Source organism: Streptomyces sp. TRD_SC_5 (assembly GCF_056836825.1).
Window position 1 is genome coordinate 4,205,158 of sequence record NZ_JBWZZS010000001.1, and the last position, 21,245, is coordinate 4,226,402.

General features: G+C 70.7%; 17 protein-coding genes and 1 pseudogene. 8 read left to right on the forward strand and 10 right to left on the reverse strand.

Translation table 11 applies throughout. The annotated features are described in order from the left end of the window. Positions 1-2: 2 nt before the first annotated feature. The 3 genes from htpX to AC1P0E_RS19590 form a co-directional block, all read right to left on the reverse strand. The gene (htpX, locus tag AC1P0E_RS19580; protein WP_482743444.1) at positions 3-914 is read right to left on the reverse strand and encodes a zinc metalloprotease HtpX; all 912 of its coding nucleotides are present in this window, start codon (positions 912-914) and stop codon (positions 3-5) included. Between the two features lie 114 nt (positions 915-1,028). Continuing rightward, positions 1,029-1,682 carry a pyridoxine/pyridoxamine 5'-phosphate oxidase gene (locus AC1P0E_RS19585; RefSeq protein ID WP_482743445.1) on the reverse strand — a complete coding sequence of 218 codons (654 nt, stop codon included), beginning with the start codon at positions 1,680-1,682 and terminating at the stop codon, positions 1,029-1,031. 110 nt (positions 1,683-1,792) lie between these two features. Continuing rightward, positions 1,793-2,968 carry a thiolase C-terminal domain-containing protein gene (locus AC1P0E_RS19590; RefSeq protein WP_482743446.1) on the reverse strand — a complete coding sequence of 392 codons (1,176 nt, stop codon included), beginning with the start codon at positions 2,966-2,968 and terminating at the stop codon, positions 1,793-1,795. Positions 2,969-3,107: 139 nt separating this feature from the next. On the opposite strand from AC1P0E_RS19590, the gene AC1P0E_RS19595 reads away from it, so the two are divergent. Continuing rightward, complete coding sequence (locus AC1P0E_RS19595; protein WP_482743447.1) at positions 3,108-4,439, forward strand: acyl-CoA dehydrogenase family protein; 1,332 nt, start codon at positions 3,108-3,110, stop codon at positions 4,437-4,439. Next, positions 4,439-4,921, forward strand: coding sequence for a nitroreductase family deazaflavin-dependent oxidoreductase (locus tag AC1P0E_RS19600; RefSeq protein ID WP_482743448.1), 483 nt, complete (start codon positions 4,439-4,441; stop codon positions 4,919-4,921). The genes AC1P0E_RS19595 and AC1P0E_RS19600 overlap by 1 nt, the downstream gene beginning before the upstream one ends. A gap of 90 nt (positions 4,922-5,011) precedes the next feature. Here the strand turns inward: AC1P0E_RS19600 and AC1P0E_RS19605 are convergent, their stop codons facing one another. Beyond that, positions 5,012-5,659 (reverse strand): TetR family transcriptional regulator, encoded by a 648-nt coding sequence (locus tag AC1P0E_RS19605; RefSeq protein WP_454379193.1) that lies wholly within the window; start codon positions 5,657-5,659, stop codon positions 5,012-5,014. Positions 5,660-5,971: 312 nt separating this feature from the next. On the opposite strand from AC1P0E_RS19605, the pseudogene kbpA reads away from it, so the two are divergent. Together kbpA and afsK are read left to right on the forward strand one after the other, a co-directional pair. Then, positions 5,972-6,769 (forward strand): annotated as a pseudogene (gene kbpA, locus AC1P0E_RS19610) (AfsK-binding protein KbpA); the annotation flags it as partial. A 534-nt stretch (positions 6,770-7,303) separates the two neighbouring features. Beyond that, on the forward strand, positions 7,304-9,856 hold the full coding sequence (afsK, locus tag AC1P0E_RS19615; RefSeq protein WP_482743449.1) for a protein serine/threonine kinase AfsK: 2,553 nt from the start codon (positions 7,304-7,306) through the stop codon (positions 9,854-9,856). A gap of 57 nt (positions 9,857-9,913) precedes the next feature. On the opposite strand, the gene AC1P0E_RS19620 is transcribed toward afsK, so the two are convergent. Continuing rightward, a complete protein-coding gene (locus AC1P0E_RS19620) occupies positions 9,914-10,618 on the reverse strand; it encodes a hypothetical protein (protein WP_482743450.1) in 705 nt (234 codons plus the stop codon). A gap of 199 nt (positions 10,619-10,817) precedes the next feature. On the opposite strand from AC1P0E_RS19620, the gene AC1P0E_RS19625 reads away from it, so the two are divergent. Beyond that, positions 10,818-11,342 (forward strand): hypothetical protein, encoded by a 525-nt coding sequence (locus AC1P0E_RS19625; RefSeq protein ID WP_482743451.1) that lies wholly within the window; start codon positions 10,818-10,820, stop codon positions 11,340-11,342. A gap of 117 nt (positions 11,343-11,459) precedes the next feature. Here the strand turns inward: AC1P0E_RS19625 and AC1P0E_RS19630 are convergent, their stop codons facing one another. From AC1P0E_RS19630 to AC1P0E_RS19640, 3 genes are read right to left on the reverse strand one after another with little or no spacing between them, the layout of a single operon-like run. Then, on the reverse strand, positions 11,460-12,329 hold the full coding sequence (locus tag AC1P0E_RS19630) for an enoyl-CoA hydratase/isomerase family protein (RefSeq protein WP_482743452.1): 870 nt from the start codon (positions 12,327-12,329) through the stop codon (positions 11,460-11,462). After that, positions 12,326-12,820: a Zn-ribbon domain-containing OB-fold protein gene (locus AC1P0E_RS19635; protein ID WP_482745819.1), complete on the reverse strand. Its 495-nt coding sequence runs from the start codon at positions 12,818-12,820 to the stop codon at positions 12,326-12,328. The genes AC1P0E_RS19630 and AC1P0E_RS19635 overlap by 4 nt, the downstream gene beginning before the upstream one ends. 18 nt (positions 12,821-12,838) lie before the next feature. After that, entirely contained in the window at positions 12,839-13,987 is a 1,149-nt protein-coding gene (locus tag AC1P0E_RS19640) for a lipid-transfer protein (RefSeq protein WP_482743453.1), read from the reverse strand. Positions 13,988-14,211: 224 nt separating this feature from the next. On the opposite strand from AC1P0E_RS19640, the gene AC1P0E_RS19645 reads away from it, so the two are divergent. Genes AC1P0E_RS19645 through AC1P0E_RS19655 form a run of 3 tightly spaced genes read left to right on the forward strand, consistent with a single transcriptional unit; the run spans position 14,212 to position 16,589 of the window. Continuing rightward, complete coding sequence (locus tag AC1P0E_RS19645; RefSeq protein ID WP_482743454.1) at positions 14,212-15,804, forward strand: FadD3 family acyl-CoA ligase; 1,593 nt, start codon at positions 14,212-14,214, stop codon at positions 15,802-15,804. A 39-nt stretch (positions 15,805-15,843) separates the two neighbouring features. Beyond that, positions 15,844-16,119, forward strand: a complete 276-nt coding sequence (locus tag AC1P0E_RS19650) for a hypothetical protein (protein WP_482743455.1) — start codon at positions 15,844-15,846, stop codon at positions 16,117-16,119. Between the two features lie 5 nt (positions 16,120-16,124). Further along, positions 16,125-16,589 (forward strand): hypothetical protein, encoded by a 465-nt coding sequence (locus tag AC1P0E_RS19655; RefSeq protein ID WP_482745820.1) that lies wholly within the window; start codon positions 16,125-16,127, stop codon positions 16,587-16,589. Positions 16,590-17,754: 1,165 nt separating this feature from the next. On the opposite strand, the gene AC1P0E_RS19660 is transcribed toward AC1P0E_RS19655, so the two are convergent. Then, positions 17,755-17,904: a sigma-like protein gene (locus AC1P0E_RS19660; RefSeq protein WP_482743456.1), complete on the reverse strand. Its 150-nt coding sequence runs from the start codon at positions 17,902-17,904 to the stop codon at positions 17,755-17,757. A gap of 200 nt (positions 17,905-18,104) precedes the next feature. After that, the gene (gene afsR / locus AC1P0E_RS19665) at positions 18,105-21,101 is read right to left on the reverse strand and encodes an SARP-family global regulator AfsR (protein ID WP_482743457.1); all 2,997 of its coding nucleotides are present in this window, start codon (positions 21,099-21,101) and stop codon (positions 18,105-18,107) included. Between the last annotated feature and the right edge of the window lie 144 nt (positions 21,102-21,245).

Genomic DNA, 21,245 nt, shown 5'->3' on the forward strand with positions numbered 1-21,245 from the left:
CCTTACGGCCGGGACAGGTCGGCGGAGATGCGGGCCAGCTGGTCGAGGCGCTGTTCGAGCGTCGGGTGCGAGGAGAGCAGCCGGCCCAGGCTCTCCTTTGAGGCGAACGCGGGCATGAAGTAGAAGGCGTTGTACGGTTCCGCCTTCCGCAGGTCCTGCGTCGGGATCCGTGCCATCTGGCCGTCGACCTTGGTGAGGGCGGAGGCGAGTGCCGACGGGCGGCCGGTGAGCAGCGCGGCCGCGCGGTCGGCGGACAGCTCGCGGTAGCGGGAGAGCAGCCGGGTCAGCAGGAAGCTCAGCGCGTACACCACCGCGCTGATCAGCGGGATCAGCATGATCGCGATGCCGGCGGGGTCGCTGCTCCGGCCGTTGCGGGCGAAGCCGCCCCACAGGGCGACACGGGTGATGACGCCCGCGAGCACGCCGAGGAACGAGGCGATCGTCATGACGGCGACATCGCGGTGGGCGACGTGCGACATCTCGTGGGCGAGGACGCCCTCCAGCTCCTCGGGTTCGAGTCTGCGCATCAGGCCGGTGGTGGCGCAGACCAGAGCGGTCTTCTCGCTGCGACCGGTGGCGAAGGCGTTCGGTACGTCGCTCTGGGCGATCGCCACCCGGGGTTTCGGCATGTCGGCCAGTGCGCAGATCCGGTCGATGGTGCCGTGCAGCTCCGGTGCCTCCTCGGGGGTGACCTCCCGGGCGCCCATGCCGTAGGCCGCGATGCGGTCGCTGAACCAGAACTGTGCGACGAAGAGGCCGCCCGTGATGGCCAGGATGATCGGCCAGGAACCGCGCAGGGCCGCGAGAAGCACGCCGACGAAGACGACGTACAGCAGTCCGATCAGGAACATTGTGGTGACCATGCGCGTGGTCAGACCGCTGTCGGGGGCGTATCGGGTGCGGGTTCGTGCCACGGTGCCTCCCTTGGCTCACCCTGCGTCTGGCTCACCTGCTTCCCATGATGCCCCCATTGTTGTTGAAATCGGATAAATGGGTGGCAGGCGGTCCGTTCCTGAAGAGTCCGTTCCTTAAGGCCAGAGCAGCTCCCGCGCCCACTGCCCGTCGCCGTCCCGCCGGTATCGCAGGCGTACGTGCCGGCGGCGTGCGTCCCCCTGGAAGAACTCCACCTCGGCAGGCTCGACGACGTACAGAGTCCAGGTCGGCGCGTCGGCCTCCGGCTCCGCCTGCGCCAGCTCCCACGCGGCCTCCGACGCGCGCACCAGATCCTCGTACCGTGGCAGTACTTCGCTCTGCCGCCCCACCAGCGCGGAGGCGAGCGCCCCCGTCGACCGGGCGTGCAGATCGGCCAGGCTCTCCTCCCGCTTCCCGGTGGTCACCGCGCCCCTGACCCGTACCTGTCGGCCCTGCGCCGCCCAGTAGAACCCCAGCGCGGCGTGCGGGTGCGCGGCCAGCTGGCGGCCCTTGGCGCTGGTGGAGTGGGACGCGAAGTGCCAGCCGCGGTGGTCGGCGTCGTGCAGCATCAGGGTCCGTACGTCGGGCAATCCGCTCTCGTCGACGGTCGCCAGGCTCATCGTGTGCGGCTCGGGCTGCCCGGCGGCGACGGCCTCGGCGAACCACTGGTGGAAGAGCGCGAGCGGCTCGGGCGATGCGGCCGAGGTGTCGAAGGCGGGGAGTTCCGTGTCCCAGACGCGCTGGGAGCGGAGCAGGTCGTGGAAGGTCATCGGGCCATCTCACACCATCGCTCTCGCCGTGCGCGATTGCCGTCCTGCCGGTACGGGATTGCCGTCCTGCCGGTACGGGAGCGCCGTAGCCGTCCTCCGCACGTGCGCGGTTACGTACGCCCCAGCACCAGCGTCCCCGAGGAGCAGAACCAGCCGCCCGTCCCAGAGGCCACCGCCAGCTCCGGCAGCCCGCCGCCCGCCCGGTGGACCTGGCCCTCGTCTGCCTCGCCACGCAGTTGCCGTACCGCTTCCACCAGCAGGAACAGGCCGCGCATTCCTGGGTGGCAGGCCGACAGGCCGCCACCGTCGGTGTTCACCGGGAGCCCGCCGTCGCGCAGCAGCCGGCCCTTCTCGACGAACGCGCCGCCCTCGCCCTTCGCGCAGAAGCCGAGGTCCTCGAGCGTCACGAGGGTCATGTACGTGAAGGCGTCGTAGATCTCGGCGAGGTCGATGTCCGACGGGCGCACTCCGGCGCGCTCGAAGGCGAGGCGCCCGGACACCGCCGCCGGGGAGACGGTGAAGTCCTCCCACTCGGACATGGTGGTGTGCGACACGGCGGTCCCGGCGCCGAGCACCCACACCGGATCCTTCGCCGTATCCGGTACGTACTCCTGCGCCACCATCAGCACCGCGCAGCCGCCGTCGCTGCGGATGCAGCAGTGCAGCTTGGTGAAGGGGTCGGCGATCACCGGGCCGGACAGTACGTCGTCCACGGTCACCGGGGCGCGGAACATCGCGTCCGGGTTCGTGGCCGCGTTCGCCCGCGCCTGGACGGCGACCTCGGCCAGCTGCTCAAGGGTGGTGCCGTACTCGTGCATGTGGCGGCGGGCGGCCATCGCGTACTTGGCGACGAGGGTGTGCCCGTACGGGACTTCGAACTGCAGCGGGCCGCGCGCGCCGAACGAGAGGTTCGAGGTGCGGCGCCCGGCCTTGATGTCGGCGCGGGCGGTCGAGCCGTACACCAGCAGAACGGCGTTGGCGTGCCCGGCGGCTATCGCGTCGGCGGCGTGCGCCGCCATGACCTCCCAGGTGGAGCCGCCGACGGTGGTCGAGTCGACCCAGGTCGGCCGCAGCCCCAGGTACTCGGCGACCTCGACCGGCGCGAGCGTGCCGAGGCCGGCCGACGCGAAGCCGTCGATGACGGACCGGTCGAGGCCGGAGTCGGCGAGGGCGCGGCGGGCGGCCTGGGCGTGCAGGGCGTAGGGGGTGGCCTCGTCGACGCGTCCGCAGTCGGAGAGGGCTGTGCCGACGATGGCTACCTTGCGGCGGGGGTGAGTGGGCGGCATGAATCTGACGGTACATCAGGTAGGCGCCCGGCCGGTGGGGGTCTTGGCGGGCCGGGGGAAGGAAACCATCAGCCGCACCCCTGTGCATCTCACCCGCCCGCCCCTAACATGACGGCCCGTCAGACAGGGAGGGAGTTCCATGGACGCCGCCTTCACCGTGGAGCAGGACGAGATCCGGCGCACTCTGCGCGAACTGCTGGCCAAGCGAAGTGGTCCCGACGAGGTGAAGTCGGCCGTTCGGACCGCCACCGGGTACGACACCGGCCTCTGGCGGCAGCTCGCCGAACAGATCGGGCTGCCCGGGCTCGCCCTGCCCGCCGCGTACGGCGGAGTCGGCTGCGGAGTGGTCGAACTCGCCCTCGCCTGCGAGGAGACGGGCCGGGCCCTGCTGCCGTCGCCGCTGCTCGCCACCGCCGTGCTCACCGCCCCGCTCATCGCCGCGCTCGGTACGGACGCCCAGCGCGGCGCCCTGCTCCCGCGCCTCGCCGACGGCACCCTGACCGCCACCCTCGCCGTGCCCGGCGGCAGCCTCGCCGCCGCGCTCGCCCTCACCGGCGACAATGCCGACGGTGACTGGGCGGGAGGCGGGCGCTCCGGCGGCGTACAGGCGCGGCGTACGGCTGCTGATGGGCAGGGGCCTGGGCATGGGCATGGGCATGGGCATGGGCCTGGGCCTGGGCCTGGGCCTGGGCATGAGCGTGACGGAACCTGGACGTTGTACGGGGAAGCCGCGCAGGTGCTCGACGGGCACAGCGCCGGTCTCCTGCTCGTCGCAGCGCACGCGGGCGGGTTCGCGCGCAGCCGGACGTTGCTGTTTCTTGTACGGGCCGACTCGCCCGGACTGGTTCGCGTACGGCAGACCGCCCTGGACGAGACCCGGCCCCAGGCGCGGCTCGAACTGCGCGAGGCAGAAGGGGAGCTGCTCGGTGGAGACGGATTCGCCGACGTGACCGGTGCGCTGGCCGACGCCGGCCGTATCGCCGCCGTCATGCTCGCCGCCGAGGCGGTCGGGGCCGCCTCGCACGCCCTGGAGCGAACTGTCGACCACGTCAGGACGCGCGAGCAGTTCGGGCGGGCGATCGGCTCCTTCCAGGCGGTCAAGCACCGGCTGGCCGACCTCTACGTACAGGTGCAGGCGGCGCGCTCGGCGGCGTACTACGCCGCCTGGGACCCGGCCACCGGGGGGCTCGCGCTCGCGCACGCCCTCGAGGCGCTGCGTGCGACCGCGGGGGAGGCCGTCCAGTTGCACGGCGGGATCGGGTTCACCTGGGAGCACGACGCACACCTGTACTTCAAGCGGGCGGCGTCGGACGAGCTGCTGTTCGGTCCCGCCCACCGCCTGCGCGACCGCGCGGCGCAGGTCGCGGGCCTCTTCCGTACAGAAGGAAAAGGAGAAGGAGAGGGAGAAGGCGGAGGCGGAGGCGGAGGCGAAGATGTGGTGGGAGTGGCTGAGCGAGAGGTGAGTGCCTGATGCCGCCCGGAGTGCGCCTCCTGCAGAAGGTTTCCTCGACCCGCGCCTTCGCCCGGATCGCCCCCCACTTCATCCCCGCCATGGACCGCACGGTCCACCGCCTGACCCGCGGCAAGGTGATGCTGAGCGCCCAGATGCTGCCGGGCGTGATCCTCACGGTGAAGGGCGCCAGGAGTGGCCTGCCGCGGACCACGCCTCTCGCGTGCATGCCGGAGGAGGCGAGCGGCAGCTGGATTCTGATCGGGAGCAACTTCGGCCGGCCGGGGCATCCCGCCTGGACGGCGAACCTCATGAAGCATCCGGACGCCCGTATCAACCGACGGGGCGAGGACATCGAGGTCAGGGCGCGACTGCTGGAGGGGGCCGAGCGGGAGGCCGCGTGGCAGGCGGTGCTGAGGTTCTGGCCGCCGTACGCGACGTACCAGGCGAGGGTGGAGCGGGAGATCCGGCTGTTCCGGCTGGAGGAGCGGCGAAGCCGTTGAGGAAAGGCCGCAGCGGCGGACCGGTGTGGGGGCCGCCGCTGCGCAGACAGGACTAGGGGCGACGCCGGCTCGGCTCTGGTGGGTGACTACTTACTTCGTCGGCTTCTTTCCGGTGATGCCCAGGTGCACCAACAGGGCCAGATTGGGCCGGAGTTCGTTCTGCTTCACACCCCAGGTCTGGAAGCCCTTCTGGTGCGAGGCGACAGCCGCCAGCATCGCGACGAGCGAGCCGGCCATCGCGGCGGGGCTGATGTCCTTGTCGACCTTGCCCTTGGACTGGAGCTCTTTCACCGTGTCCGTAAGGGAGTTGGTGACCGAGTTCAAAATCTTCATGCGGATCTTGTAGAACCGCTTGTCGCCCTCCGCGGCGCCGAGGTCGACGACCCGCAGGATGGCGTCGTTTTTGCGCCAGAAGTCGAGGAAGCCCTCGACAAGTTCTTCCGAGGTTGCCCACCCGGCCTTGCCGACCCAGGAGCGGCCGGAGACGAGCTCGGTCAAGCCGGCGCCCTCCTTGGCCATTTCTTCCGCGATTTCGAGGACGGCGCCCTCCACATCAGGGAAGTACTGGTAGAACGTCGCGGGTGAAGTCCCCGCCTTCCGGGCCACATCGATGACTTTGACGTCGCGGTAGGGCGAGGAGCTGAGCATCTCGCTGAGGCAGTCGAGCAGCTTCTGCCGCGTCGCCTGACCGCGTCGTCCGGCCACGCGGCCGTCGACGGTGCGTACTTGTCCTGTCATGCCGTCAGCTTACCGAGGGGTGATCGGAGCGCGATTCGGCCGACTGCAAATGGGGAACCGGCCAGCCGCCCCGGCCGCCCACCCGCACGCCGCCGCCCCGCTGCCGCCCGGCTGACCCCCTCCACCCGAATAGTCTTATCAACAGCCTGTGGACAACTTTGGTGGACAACCCGTGCACGCCATGGCGTGATGCCCCGGTAATTGACCAGTTGTTCGATTTGTCTCGCTGCGTGGAGCGCGGCGGCCCGTTAGCTTGAATGTGACGGGAGCCACACGCCGCCCCTGCCCCGCGTGACGGAAGGATCCGGGCCCATGGCCGTATATGCGGAAGGCATGCCGTGCTGGGTCGATGTGACGCTGGACGACGTCGAAGCGGGCAAGCGTTTCTACGGTGGGCTGTTCGGCTGGACTTTTGGGGACCCCGGCATCGACGACCGGGCGAAAACGGGGTGGTCGGGGCGGGCTGGGCAGGCCGCGTTCGTCAATGCCCTCAGCGATGGCAAGAAGGTCGCCGCCCTCGCCCCCAAGCGTGACGGGCGCATGCCCACCGCCTGGGGCGTCTACTTCGCCACCGACGACGCGGTGGCGCTCGCCCGGAGAATCAGGGCGGCGGGCGGCCAGATGGTGACGGACCCGCTGCCCGTGCCCCCGCTCGGCGCGATGGCTGCGGCCGCCGACCCCGGCGGCGCGGTCTTCGGACTCTGGCAGGCGGGCAGCCATGCCGGTTTCGAGAAGCGGGACCTGCCGGGCTCCTTCTGCTGGACCGAGGTCTACGCGCGCGACAAGGTCCGGACCGACCCGTTCTACGAGACCGTCTTCGGCTTCCAGGGCTTCGACCTCGACGAAGAGGGCGAGGACTTCAGGACGTGGTCCCCGGCGGGCTCGGTCCCCGGCCCCGACACCGCCATTGGTGGTCGCAGTGTGATGGGGGACGCCTTCCCGGTCGAGATGCCCGACCACTTCGTGATCTATTTCGTGGTCGACGACTGCGACGGGGCCGCGTCGCGGGCCACCGAGCTCGGCGGCCGCGTCCAGGCGCAGCCCTTCGACACGCCGTACGGCCGGATCGCGGTGCTCACCGACGACCAGGGCGCCACTTTCGCGGTACTGGCGGAACCGGCTGCGTCGGCGGAACCGGCTGCGTCGGCGGCACCGGCCGAGTCGGCTGAGCCTGCCGGGTCGGCTGAACCGGCTGAACCGGCTGAGTCGGCTGAGTCGGCCGAACGGGCTGGTGCGACGGCTGATGCGGCCGATGCGGCTGAACGTGCCGAGCCGGCCGAACGAACGGCCGAACGACCTGCCGAAGCCGCCGCAGCCGGCGAACCCGTCGTACCGGCCGGATCAGCCGGAACGGCCGGATCAGCGGGATCGGTCACACCTGACGGGCTGGCCGAAAGTGACGAGGTCGGCGGGCGCACCGACCCCGACGGACCTCGCGAAACCGATAGATAGCAGGTCATCACCGATATTTTGCCGCCGCGCGACCTGTCCGAATCCTGGTGAGACACCCCGGTCCGCCCCCGGGTTCGCCACCATCGCCTCAGACAGGAAGAATCAGGGTGCGCACCGCTGGGTGGTGCCCAGTGGTGAGACGCTTCACGGGGCTGTGTTTGCGGCCTCGTACGGGGAGGTGGCAGGCAAGTTATGGAGCAGCTGACGCAGCACGACCCGCGGCGGATCGGCCCGTTCGAGGTGCTGGCACGGCTCGGGGCCGGCGGCATGGGGCTGGTCTATCTCGCGCGGTCGGCGTCGGGCCGGCGTGTGGCGATCAAGACGGTACGGACCGAACTCGCCGAGGACCAGCTGTTCCGCGTCCGCTTCACGCGTGAGGTGGAGGCCGCTCGTGCGGTCAGCGGGTTCTACACGGCTGCCGTCGTGGACGCCGATCCGCGGGCGGCGGTGCCGTGGCTGGCCACGGCGTACGTACCCGCACCCTCCCTCGAAGAAATAGTGAATGAATGCGGGCCGATGCCGGCCCAGGCGGTGCGCTGGCTGGCGGCGGGTATCGCCGAGGCGCTCCAGTCCATCCACGGGGCGGGCCTGGTCCACCGCGACCTCAAGCCGTCGAACGTCCTGGTGGTGGAGGACGGACCGCGCGTCATCGACTTCGGTATCGCCTCCGGCGTCTCCAACACGCGGCTGACCATGACCAACGTCGCCGTAGGTACGCCCGCCTACATGTCGCCCGAGCAGGCGCGCGACTCGCGCAGCGTGACGGGCGCCAGCGACATCTTCTCGCTCGGCTCGACGCTGGTCTTCGCGGCGACCGGCCACGCGCCGTTCCATGGCGCGAACCCGGTCGAGACGGTCTTCATGCTGCTGCGGGAGGGCCCCGACGTAGAAGGGCTGCCCGACGAGCTGCGCCCGCTGATCGAGTCGTGCATGCAGATGGAGGCGGTACTGCGGCCCAGCCCGGCCGATCTCCAGGCGCAGCTCTCGCCGCACCTCTTCGACTCCGGCGAGGACGACAGCGGTACGGCGTCCGCGTGGCTGCCCGCACGGGCGACCGCGATGATCGAGCAGCGGCGGGGCGGTCGGCCGGCCCTGCCGAGTGCGCCGCCCTCGCGGGCGCACTCCACACCGCCGAGGCCGCCGGGCCCGCCGCCGTTCGCCCCGGTGGCGGTCAGGTCGGATGCCCCGGGTGGGCGGGCTCCCTCGTCACCGTCACCGTCCCCCTCCCCGTCTCCGGCGTACGCGGACGGGCGCGCCCCGCAGGGCGCGCACGCCGGTCATGCGGCGCAAGGTGCTCAGAGGGCTCAGGGTGCTCAGGGCGCCCACGCCCCGCACGTCCCCCATGCCCCGCAGCACGCCGCCGTACGGTTGCCCGGCTCCAAGGTGCCGATCGGCCCGGGCCCCCGCGTGATCGACGGCCGCACCGCCTCGGTCCCCGCGCCGGGCGAGCAGGCCACGGGCTGGATCAGACCTCCGGCCGGGCTGACCGCCTCCCCGAACGGCGCGGACGCCGTCACCGGCGTCGTACCTCCGCCCGCGTCCGCCCCGCCTCCACCGGCCGTTCCGCCGCCCGCGCAGTCGGCCGACGGCGCCGGGCCTTCCGGGGGATGGCGGCCGTGGCGGTTCCGTATGTCCAACGACGTGTGGGGCACGCCGGCCGTCGCGGGCGACCTCGTCTACGTCACCTCCTTCGAGGTGCACGCCCTGGACGTGGCCAGCGGCCGCCGCCAGTTCAAGACGCGTGACGTGGCCTGGGCGATGGCGGTCGCGGGCGGCCGTATCCATGCCTCCGACGGTCCCACGCTGTACGCCCTCGACGCCGCCGACGGCCAGGAGCGCTGGCGGCTCCAGACCGACGCGTGGGTCTACTCACTCAAGGCCGAACGCGGCACGGTGGTGACCGGCACGCGGGGCGGCGGCGTCCAGGCCTGGGAGGCGTCCAACGGCCAGAAGCTGTGGGAACTCACGGGCGGGCAGAGCGACTTCGAGACCCCGGAGGCCGGTCCCGCCGTACACGACGACACGGTGTACGTCTGGAAGGACGCGCGGCTGCGCGCCCTGGACTCCCGTACCGGCATCGAGCGCTGGTCGTATCCGATCGGCGACGCGGCGTCCTGCGGGGGAGTCCCGCTGCGGCTGACGTCGGCGCCTGACGGCCATGTGTACGTCGCCGCCGGCACGCGCGTCCTCGCCATCGACGCCGCCGCCGGGCATGTGCGGTGGCACTTCGAGGCTCCGGCGGTCTTCCTGAGCCCGCCCGCGTTCGCACCGGGTCCGGCCGTCACGGGCGGTGGCATCTACCTGGCCGACTACCTCGGCACGGTGTACGCCCTGGACGCGTCCACCGGCAAGGACCGGTGGCGTATCGCCACGGAGTCCCGCCAGTCCATCGAGCCGGTACTGGTCGCCGCGGGCAACGTCCACGTGGGCAGCGGCAGTGCGCTCTACACCCTGGACGCGGTGACCGGCACCCCGAAGTGGCGTTTCGCGGCGGGCGGCGAGGTCGTCGGCGCGCCGGTCGTCTCCGACGGCCGTGTCCACTTCGGCTCGGCGGACCACTGCCTGTACACGCTCGACGCGAGCGGCGGGCAGCTGCGGTGGAAGCTGGCGACGGGCGGCGAGATCACCGGGTCGCCGGTGGCGCAGGGCGGTGTGGTGTACGCGTGCAGCAAGGACCGGTGCGTTTACGCCCTGGACGCCGTGAAGGGCACGGCGACGGGCCGGGCGTCGGGGACGCCGGCCTGAGAGGCGGTGGGTTCGAGGTGGTGCGCCCGGGCGGTAAGCGGTAGGCCCGGTGGTGGTCTAGCGGTAACGGTGATCCGGCGGGGGCGGCCGGTCGTCCGGGCCGTCCGGGCCGCCGCCTCGTTGTCCCGGGGGCGGGCTCCAGGGGAAGCGCTGGTCGCGCCCCTCCTCCGGTGCGTCGTAGCGGTCCGGCTCGTGCGAGGAGTCGTACCTGTTGTCGTACCTGGTGTCCTGCGCGGCGGTGTCGTGCGCGGCGGTGTCGTGCGCAGTGTCGTCGTACGCCGTCCCGTGCTCGGGCTCGTGCCGCCGGTGCTTGTTGCCGTTGCCGTTGCCGTCCACGCGCCGTCGCCGGTGCGTGCGTCCGTGCATGAGGGCAGCGGCCAGCAGGAGGAGGAGGCCGCCGCCGAGCGCCGTCGCGACGCCGACGTCCAGCCCGGTGCCGTCACTGTTGACGGTGAGGCTGCCTTCGGCCTGGCCGACGCGGACCATCCAGAAGATCGTGAAGCCGAGCACGACGACCCCGGCGAGGGCGACCAGCAGCCGAGAGCGCAGCAGTAGCCCGACCAGGGTCAGCAGGGCGGCGAAGGCGAACGGCAGCAGGATCGATCCTGCGATGCCCGCTTTACTGTCCGTAATGCCGCTGAACAGGTCGCCGATGCGGTAATCGCGCCCGAGACGACCGTCGTACCAGGTGCGGAAGGGGCTGAGCACGGCGGCCGTCGCTCCGACGAGAGCGAGGATCCAGCCGAGGACGCTACGGATCATCTCCGGCCTCCTTGGGATGGCTCTCGCTGACGACGCTACGCCCACGGGGCGGCGGCTGCCAGTCGCGGCGGACGGGTGGGGCCGCTGTGGCGTGCAGGCCCCCGAACCTTCGTTTTGCTGGCGCGACCAGCACCCCACTAGGGTGACGTGTGCTCGTCAATCGAGTGCCACATTCTACGATTTCAACGGGGGTTGAAGCGTGAAGCTTCGCCATGTCCGGGCTGTTGCCATCTTCGGTCTCGCTGTCGTCGCGCTGACCGGAGCGCGCGGTTCCAACGGGGGCAGCTGCGACAACAGCAGCGGCAGCAGCGGTGGGTCCAGTAGCAGTAGTGGCGGCAGCAGTGGTTCGAGCTACGACGACGACTCCACGTCGGGCGGTTCCATCACCACGGGCGGCACCACCACCGGAACCGGCACCGGTGGCAGCCGCGGAAACGCGATCAACGACGTGCGAATCGACTCGTGCGAGTACGACCCGGCCCGGGGCATCGTCGCCGCCATCAGCGCCACCAACAGCAGCTCGTCCGAGACGTACACCTACACGTTCAAGGTGTCGTTCACCGATCCGAGCGGGACGAAGCTCGGCGACGAGAACACCCTCGTTCCCCCGGTGAGCCCGGGCGCCACCGAAAACCTCGATGTCGCGACCGCGTACACCCCCAAGGCGGGCGAGACCTCCGGCGGCAAGTGCACGCTTTCCGACGTCAAGCGCTTCGTCTCCTGACGGGCGCGGGAAGGGGCGGGAGCGGGCCACGCCGTGGCCGGCTCCTCCGCAGGCGCTTTCGTGGCGGTGGCGGTGGCGGTGGAATTGGCGTTGGAATTGGCGTTGGCGGTGGCGTTCCTAACGCGTACGGAAGCCGGGCCGGCGGGTGGCGAAGAGTTCCGCCTGCCGGTCCGGCGGCAGATTCCCGAGCGCGACGAGGTGAGGGGCCTGGGCCAGTGCCTGGGCGCGTGCCCCTTCCTTCGCCGCCCACACCGCCCGCACAGTCCCCTGCACTGCCTCTGTCGGATACGACGCGATCACTTCGGCTGCCCGCACCGCTGCGCCCAACTCGGCGCCGGGTGAGGCCAATTCCGACACGAGCCCCGTCTCGTACGCCCGTTGCGCCGACACCCGTTCCGCCGTCCCCATCAGCGCCATCCGGGCGACCTCCCCGAACGGCATCCGCTGTGCCATGCCGATCGCCTCGTACGCGCTGACCATCCCGTACGTCGTATGCGGATCGAAGAACGTCGCGTCCTCGGCGGCGACGACGAACTCGACCTCCCCCAGCAGGTAGAACGCCCCGCCGCACGCCATCCCGCGTACTGCCGCGATTACTGGCTTCCAGAGGTCGTTCGCCTTCGGCCCGATGGAGAGCAGCGGATCGTCGATGGAGTACGGCGACGGGGGCTGAGGCACGTCCACGCCCCGGTCGATTCCGCTGCAGAAGGCCTTGTCGCCGGCGCCGGTGAGGACTATGGCCCGTACGGTCTCGTCGTAGCGGAACTCCCGCCAAGTGGTGGTCAGCTGCCGGGCGGCCTCCAGGTCGATGGCGTTCAGCCGCTCGGGCCGGTCGAGCGTGACGACCGCGACGCCGGTCTCTTTGTCCCGCTCGACGCGTACGCCGTTGCCGCTGCTGCCGCCGCTGCTGCCGTTGTCCCTGCCGTTGCCCCTGCCCCTGCCCCTGCCCCTGTCTTCGTCCCTGTCCCCGTCCCTGCCGCTGTTCATGACCGCTCCAGGAGCCACCGGGGAAGTGTCACGCCCGATGCACTCGCACTGTCGGTGAACGCGACCTGCACCTTCGCACCGATGCGCAGCCGCGCCGGATCGACGGAGTCGAGCGCCGCGCCCGGCTCGGCGACCACATTCCCCACGAGCCGGATGTGCGGGGCATCGGCCAGTTCCACGACGACCGCGTTGTACGGAGCCTGGGCGGCGTAGGCGGGGAGGAGTGGCGGGTGAGGCAGGACGTACGACCAGATCCGTCCCTTGCCGCTCATTCGCCGCCACTCGCAGTCGAAGGACTGGCAGTGCGGGCAGCAGGGCCGGGGCGGAAAGCGCAGCTCGCCGCAGCCGGGGGCGGCGCAGGCCTGGATGCGGAGCTCGCCCTGGGCGGCGTACTCCCAGAAGGGGGCGCCGTCGTCGTCGACGACGGGCGTCAGCAGGCGGTCGCGGCGACTCATCCCGCCCATCTCGCCTGTCTCGCGCATCTCACTCATCTCGCTCATCTGCCTCTCTCAACTCCTCAGCAGCAGTGCCGATGTCGGGACACCCTCGCCCGCCGTCACCAGGCAGGTGGCGGCTCCGGGCACTTGGGCGGTGCTGGTGCCGCGCAGTTGTTTGACGCCCTCGGTGATGAGGTTGAAGCCATGGATGTACGCCTCGCTGAGCCCGCCGCCCCCGGTGTTGATCGGCAGCCGCCCGCCGCTCTCCAGGGCGCCGCCTTCGGTGAAGGCTGCCCCCTCGCCTCTCCCGCAGAAGCCGTAGCCCTCCAGGGACAGCGGGATGAGTGGGGTGAAGGCGTCGTAGATCTGCGCGACGTCGACGTCGTCAGGGCCGAAGTCGGCCTGTTTCCAGAGCTGGCGGGCGGCGGTCCAGGCGGGGCCGGTCAGCGGGTCGTCGTTCCAGTAGTTGACCATGCCGTGGTGCTGGGCGGGCAGACCCTGGGCGGCGGAGTGGACGTACACGGGCTTCTGCCGGCAGTCGCGTGCGCGTTCGGCCGACACGATCACGCAGGCGAGGGCCCCGTCCGTCTCCAGGCAGTTGTCGAAGAGGCACAGCGGGTCGCTGATCCAGCGGGAGTTCATGTACATGTCGCGGGTCAGGGGCCGTTCGTACATGATCGCGGCGGGGTTCTGGTTGGCGCGGTTGCGGCACGCGAGCGCCACGTTGAAGAGGTGGTCGCGGGTGGCGCCGTACTCGTGCATGTACCGGCGGGCCAGCATGCCGATCTCGTCGGCGGGCCGCAGGAGGCCGAAGGGGCGGGTCCACTGGGCGGGCGTGGGGAGTTGGGCGGTGGTGTTCTTCCAGGGCCGCGGCCCCGATCCGCGCTTGCGCGATCGCCAGGCCACGCCGACGCTCGCCTGTCCGGTGGCGATGGCGGCGGCGAGGTGCGCGACGGTGGCGCAGGAGCCGCCGCCGCCGTAACCGACCTTGGAGAAGAACGTGAGGTCCCCGGCGCCGATGGACTTGGCCACCTCGACTTCGTCGGTCTCCTCCATGGTGTACGAGGCGAGACCGTCGACCTCGGCCGGGGAGATACCGGCGTCGTCGAGGGCGGCGAGGATGGCGCAACAGGCCAATGTCTTTTCGGATTCGGGCAGTTGCTTGGCGAAGGCGGTCTGTCCCGTACCGACTATCGCTGTCGCATCCTTGAGTGTCGCCACGTCGGGGCACCTCCGCGATGGTCATGCTGCTGCCACTGACTACTGACAGCGCGTCAGGCTACCGCTAATCTGACGGATAGTCAGGTAGCTGTGCGTGGCTCGTGGCTGTGGCCGTAAATGTGGTCGCGGGTGCGGGTGCGGGTGCGGGTGCGGGTGCGGTCGCGGTTCCGGTTGGGGTCGTGGTCGTGGTCGCGGTTGTGTTCGTGTTCGTGGGAGGGCTTGCTATGAGCGACGTCGAGTGGGGCAGCATCCCGGAGCTGGTGCGGAGTGCGGCTGAACGGTACGGCGAGCGGGAGGCCGTGGTCGAGGGCCGCACCCGTATCTCGTACGCCGACCTGGGCGAGCGCGTGGAGCGCGCGGCGGCGGCGTGCATGGCGCGCGGAGTCGAACCGGGCGACCGGGTCGCGGTCTGGGCACCCAACACCCTGGACTGGATCGTGTCGGCGCTCGGCGCGGTGACGGCGGGGGCGGTTCTCGTGCCGCTGAACACCCGCTTCAAGGGCGCGGAAGCGGCGTACATCCTGCGGCGCAGCCGGACCAGGCTCCTCTTCGTCACGGGCACATTCCTGGGCACGTCGTACGTCGCCTCCTTGCGCCGCGCGACGCGCGCAACGACGGAGGGCGGCGGGACCGGCCCCCTCCCGTCCCTCCCGCACCTGGAGGAGGTGGTCGTACTGGCCGACGACGCGCCGGAGGACTTCAGTACTTGGAAGGACTTCCTGGCGGGGGGCGAGTCGGTGTCGTCGGCGGAGGTTTGTGCCCGCGCGGCGGCAATCAGCCCTTCCTCCCCCTCCGACATCATCTACACGTCGGGCACGACGGGCCGCCCCAAGGGCGCGGTGATCACGCACGCGCAGACGCTGCGCTGCTACGACATCTGGTCCGAGCTGGCGGGTCTGCGCGAGGGCGACCGCTACCTGATCGTGAACCCTTTCTTCCATACGTTCGGCTACAAGGCGGGCATCATCGCCTGCCTGATGCGGGGCGCGACGATGGTTCCTCAGCCGGTCTTCAACGTGGACACGGTCCTGGCGAACATCGCCGCCGAGCGCATATCGGTACTCCCCGGCCCGCCCACGCTCCACCAGTCACTCCTGGACCACCCGTCCCGGGACGCCCATGACCTGTCGGCCCTGCGTTTGGTGGTGACGGGCGCGGCGGTGGTCCCTCTGCAGCTGGTGGAACGTCTCCGCTCGGAGCTCCACATCGCGACGGTCCTGACGGCGTACGGCCTGTCGGAAGCGTCCGGCATCGTGACGATGTGCCGCCGGGGTGACCCGCCGGAGACGGTCGCGTCGACATCGGGCCGCGCGATCCCGGGCACGGAGGTCCGGGTACTGGCGGAGCCCGGCGTGCCGGGGGAGGTTTTGGTGCGTGGCTTCAACGTCATGCGCGGCTACTACGAGGACCCGGCCGGGACGGCTGCAGCGATCACGCCGGACGGCTGGCTGCGGACGGGGGATGTGGGCGTACTGGACGAGGCCGGCAACCTGCGCATCACCGACCGGATCAAGGACATGTTCATCGTCGGCGGCTTCAACGCCTACCCGGCGGAGATCGAGCAGCTGCTGGGCCTGCATCCGGACGTGGCGGACGTGGCGGTGATCGGCGTACCGGACGCGAGGCTGGGGGAGGTGGGCAAGGCGTATGCGGTGCGGCGCCCGGGCTCGACGCTGACGGCCGACGACTTGATCGCGTGGTCGCGTAGGGAAATGGCGAACTACAAGGTCCCGAGGGAGGTGGAGTTCGTAACGGATCTTCCGCGCAACGCGAGCGGCAAGGTCCTGAAGGCGGAGCTGCGGGCCCGGGGTGAATGAAGTGGCGTGGGTCACATCGAGGGCGGTACGGTCGATGGTATGGCAACCAAGAAGTACACGGTCACCTTGCCGGAAGAGCTGGCGGAGGAGATCCGGAGCGAAGTAGGCCCCGGGAGCTTCAGCGCGTATGTCACGAAGGCCATTGAGCGTCAGCGTGAGCGCGACAGGCTGGGTGAGCTGGTTGCGGATCTGGAGGGGGAGTACGGTCCCGTCACCGAGGAGGAACTCGCGGTCGCGGAGGCGGAGCGACGCGACAACGAGCGCTGGTTTGCTGAGCGCAAGGCTGCGGTCGGGAAGGACTCGGCGGCTGCCTGATGGCGATGCTCGATTCGTACTATGTGCTGGATTGCGAAGGCCTGTCGCGGGCTGTCCTTGGCGAGCGGGCGATGTCGGCCAGACTCAAGGACGCGCACCGAGTGGGTATCACGGTGGTGACCAGCTCCATGACCTTGATCGAGGCCTGCCACAGCTCTCACAGCTCTTACGGCTCGCACGGCTCTCACGGCTCGCACAGCTTTCACAGCAAGATCCGACGCCCTGTATGGGACCGGCGGATGTTTCGTATCGTGGTCGAGCCCGTAACGAGGGAAGTCGCCGACGCGGCGATCGCACTGCTCGACGACACGGGGCTGCACGGTCATCAACTGCACGGTCGTAAGTACGCCATCGATGCCGCGCTGGCGGTGATCGCGGGACGGCAGCCGGGTGATGTGGTCCTCTATACCTCGGACGAGGACGACATGAGTAAGCTCTGCCACCCCCGCGTGCGGATCCGGCCGCTGTAGTGGCGCTGCCCCCGGCTGCGCGGCGGGCGGGGGGCCGGGGCGGGGCGGCCTGGCGGGGTCGGGGGTAAGGACAACCACTGGTTGCGTCTGGGGGTTTCGGGCCGTCCCGAGCGCTCGAGTGTCGGTGGGCCGGGGCGGCGCGTCAAGGGCGCTCCCTGCGGTCGCGTCGCTGCGCGATGGGCCTGCGGCCCACCCTTGACCCGCCGCCCCGTCCCACCGCTAACGCTCAATAGGGGACGGCCCAAGAAAAAACGCCCTGCACGGGGGCTCCGGGGAGGGGCTGGGGTGGGTTTGGTGGCTGTCGGGTTGGTGGGTGGGGCGCGGGCGGTCTAGGGGTCGGCTCGGCCCCAGTCTCAGCGGGTGCGGGAACGGCCGTTGGTGCACCACCCCCATTCCGGACGCACACGCGCACCCAGGTTGGGTGGGCGGTCGGTCGTCCGGGCCGACCTGCGGACTGATGTCTGCGCGGGTGGGGCGCGACAGTTGAATGGGGTGACTCGGGCGGGTTCGGCGTCCACCCCGCCCGGTGGTCGGTCGAGCGACAAGCACGTGGTCGGGCTTGGTGGGTGGAAGGGCTTCCAGGGGTGAGTTGTCCTGTCGACGCTCGGGCCGGTGCGGATGTCCCGGCCGATGGGGCCGACGGTCGAGACCCTCGCCCTTCCCGGGCCGGATGCCACACCAGCGACGCGGAATGCGCCTCGCGTGTTCGTATGTCCGAGCCGACATCCGGTGAGACCGCTGGTTGTCGGCTAAAGGCTTCCGCTCGGCCCGGTCAGCGGCTCAGGTCGCTTATGGGGCCCGTACGGGCGTCCGTTGTTGGTGAGCTGCGGTCGCCCGATGCGACGAACTCGACACTTGGCGAATCTCAGTGCCCCTCACGCCTCACTCGTCACAGCCGTTGCGCTTCCGGTCATCACGGGAGCGTTTCGACCCACCGGCAGGGCGTGGTGGGGACGAGAAGGGCTGGCGTTGGGGGTCGGCTCGGCGGGCTTAGGCCCGGCTTTTGCCTTCTGTGCGATCCGGTCGCATCACCTGCCCACTCCGAGAGCTGGGTGCAACGAACCCCGCTCCCCGGCCGACCCCCGCCACGCGCCCAACCCCCGGGCATGCGGCGGCCGCGGTGGCTCCCCTCCGCGCCACCGCGGCCGTTCCCCGTCAGGAAGGTCTACTTGGGCGTCGGGGTCGACGCGTGCTCGTCAAGCGTGGTTACGGGCTCGCCGCTTGCGTGCTCGTCAAGTGTGGTGATGGGCTCGCTGCTCGCGTGCTCGTCCTGAGGCTTGACCGTGCCGGGCTTGCTGGTCTTCTTGTCGCTCATGGCCATCCACTCCGTAGCTTGAACAGTTGGGTCAGAGACGCCCGCCCGGCGACTCCCCCGAGGGTCGCCGGGCGGGCAGTTCGGGCCGTTCACACTAACGGTGCGGCCACTCGCGACCCGTCTGCCCCCCGACGCGACGAATCGACATTCACGAGAATGCCGGGCCGTCATAAACGAATGATGAACGGCGTGGTGGGGGCCTATGCGGCGGTTGCGGGAGCGAGCAGGGAGCGCACTTCCTCGGCCTCCGAGGAGCCCAGTCCCTCATAGATGGCCAGCGCTTCGCGCCAGCAGGTCTGCGCGCGCACACTCTGGGAAACTTCGGCCAACGCCTTGCCCAGCACCGTCAGAACCGTGCCGCGTCGCCACTCTCCGCCGATGCCCTTGAGGGCGAGAGCTTGCTCAGCATGGGCTGCGGCCTGTGCCGGTCGCCGTGCCACGAGATGCGCCTCGGCCAGCCGGAAATGCGCCATCCCTTCCCAGAGCGGCTGGCGGCTCTCACGGAACGCTTCCAGTGCCGATGTGAGCTGCTCGAGTGCCTCCGCAGGCCTGCCGGCCCGAGTGAGCGCCAGACCGAGGGCGTACTTTCCGTTGGCGAGCCGCAGCGTGGCTCCCAGCCTGTCGTAGATGTTGACGCCTTGGACCGCCAGGTCCACAGCGCTCGCCGTACGGCCCAGCTCCAGATGGACGCGCGACAGATTGCACAGCGCGCTTGCCTCGCCCGGCTGGTTCCGGTCGGCGCGGAACGCCTCGATCGCCTGGCGCAGATGTGTCTGCGCGTCCTCGTACCGGTGCTCGTACAGGGCAATGATGCCGCGCTGGTTGGGTGCACGGCTCATGGGCACCGCATCGTCGTTGATCAGGCCTATGTCCAAGGCGCGTTTGGCTTCCTCGTCCGCCTCGGCGAACCTGCCGGTGAGACTGAGGACGTGCGTCAGGAAGGTACGTGCACGGCCCTCGGCGTGCAGGTCCTGGCCGGCCTTGGCGGCCTCGCTGATGGCGGAGGCCGTGGTCTCGTAGCGCCGGGAGTTCGCTCCCGATTCCGCGAGATCCATTGCCGCCATCAGGAGGTCGGTCGCCCGACGCAGCATGGTTCCCTTCGCGGACTGCTGTGCGCAGGCCAGAAGGCAGTCCGCTTCGGCGAACAGCCAGTCCAGCGCCGAGCTCCGGTCGGCGAACACCAGCCCGGCGCGCGAGGTCGGCTCCAGGTGGTCCACCAGTCGATCCCCCGGCCGCTCCAGTGCGTACACCGCCGCCGCCGTCGACAGGTAGAAGTCCAGCAGACGCGACAGCGCCAGGTCCCGCTCCACCGGGGGCTGTTCGTCGCGTTCCGCGCAGGATCGGGCGTAGAGGCGGACCAGGTCGTGGTAGCGGTAGCGGCCGGGGGCCGCTGATTCCAGGAGGGACGTGTCGACCAGGGATTCCAGCAGGTCTTCCGTCTCCTGGAGGGGCTGGTCCAGTACTGCGGCCGCCGCGGCCAGGGAGATGTCCGGGCCGTCCGCCAGGCCCAGGAGGCGGAAGGCGCGGGCCTGCGGCGGCTCCAGCTGGCCGTAGCCGAGCTCGAAGGTCGCCTTTACGGCCAGATCGCCGGCCTGGAGTTCGTCGAGGCGGCGGCGTTCGTCCGCGAGCTTCGCCGCCAGGACCGAGACCGTCCACGTGCGGCGGGCCGCCAGGCGTGCGGCCGCGATGCGGATCGCCAGGGGGAGGAAGCCGCAGGCGCCCACGACGTCGAGTGCCGCTTCGCGTTCGGAGGCGACCCGTTCCGCTCCGACTATTTTCGTGAAGAGCTGCAATGCCTCCTCGGGGGACATCACGTCCAGGTCGACGAGGTGTGCCCCGGCCAGGTCCACCATCCGCGCCCGGCTCGTCACCAGCGCCGCGCAGCCCGTCGTGCCGGGGAGCAGGGGGCGGATCTGCGATGCGTCGCGGGCGTTGTCCAGCAGCACCAGGACGCGGCGGCCGTCGAGGGTCGAGCGGTAGAGGGCCGCGCGTTCGTCCAGGGTGTCCGGGATTGAGGTGTCGGGGGTGCCGAGGGCACGTAGGAACGCGCCCAGGACTGTTTCCGGTTCCGCTGCGCGCGAGCCCGCGCCTTGCAGGTCTACGTACAGCTGGCCGTCCGGGAAGTGGGAGCGCGACGCGTGCGCCACGTGGACCGCCAGAGTCGTTTTGCCTACGCCGCCGATGCCGGCCAGCGCCGACACCGCCATGACGCTCGTCTCGGCCGTCGACAGGCTGTCGCCCAGTTCGCGTACGAAGGAGGAACGACCGGTGAAGTCGGGCACAGTGGCCGGGAGTTGCGCCGGGCGTACGACGGCGGGGGCCGCCGACGGTGCCGGTTCCACCGGGCGGGCCAGGTCCGCGTCCGCCTCCAGGATGCGCTGCTGGAGGTGGGAGAGCTCGGGGCGCGGGTCCACGCCGAGCTCGTCGGCGAGGAGGCGGCGCGTGTCGGCGTACACCGCGAGCGCTTCGGCCTGGCGGCCGCTTCGGTAGAGGGCGAGCATGAGCAGTTCGCGCAGGCGCTCGCGGAGCGGGTGCGCCGCCGTGAGCGCCGTCAGCTCCGAGACCGCCTCCGCGTGGCAGCCGACCTCCAGGTCCAGGTCCAGGCGGGTCTCGGTGAGCTGTAGCCGCCATTCCTCCAGGCGGGTGCGCTGGTTCTCGGCGTACGGGCCCGGGACCGAGGCCAGTGGTTCGCCGTCCCACAGGCCGAGAGCCTTGTTGATCAGCGTGCGGGCCTGGCAGCGGTCGCCGGACGCGCGGGACTTCTCCGCGTCGGCGGCCAGGTCCTGCGCGACGGCCAGGTCGAGGGTGTCGGCTCCCGGCCGGATCGCGTACCCGCCGGCATCGCTGACCAGCACCTCCGGGTCCAGCGCCTTGCGCAGCCGGGAGGCGTACGTCCGTACCGCCGCCAGGGCCTGTGACGGTGGTTCCTCGCCCCAGATCGCGTCGATCAGCTCGGACGCGGTCGCCGTCCGGCCGTCGCGGAGCAGGAGGGCGGCCAGCAGGGCACGCTGCTGCGGGGAGCCGGTGTTGAGGGATTCCCCGCCCCGCCAGGCGCGGACGGGGCCGAGCACGCTGAAGCGCACGGCCTCGTCGTGCTGGTGGACCTGTTGGATCTGCTGATCGTGCCGGGTCTCCACGTCGGGGCGCGGACCAGTAAGCGGAGTCCGCTTCTCCGGTACCCGAGGTACGCCGTCCATCGCACTCCCCCTACTGCCTCTGCTGCCGCCTGCGGTCTGCCCTACCGCCCAGTCGCAACAGTCAGTTTGCCTTGTCCATGGCGAATGCGTCAGCACCGGAAGGCGCCTACCCGCCTACCTGCCGACGTCCAACCAGCTGACGGA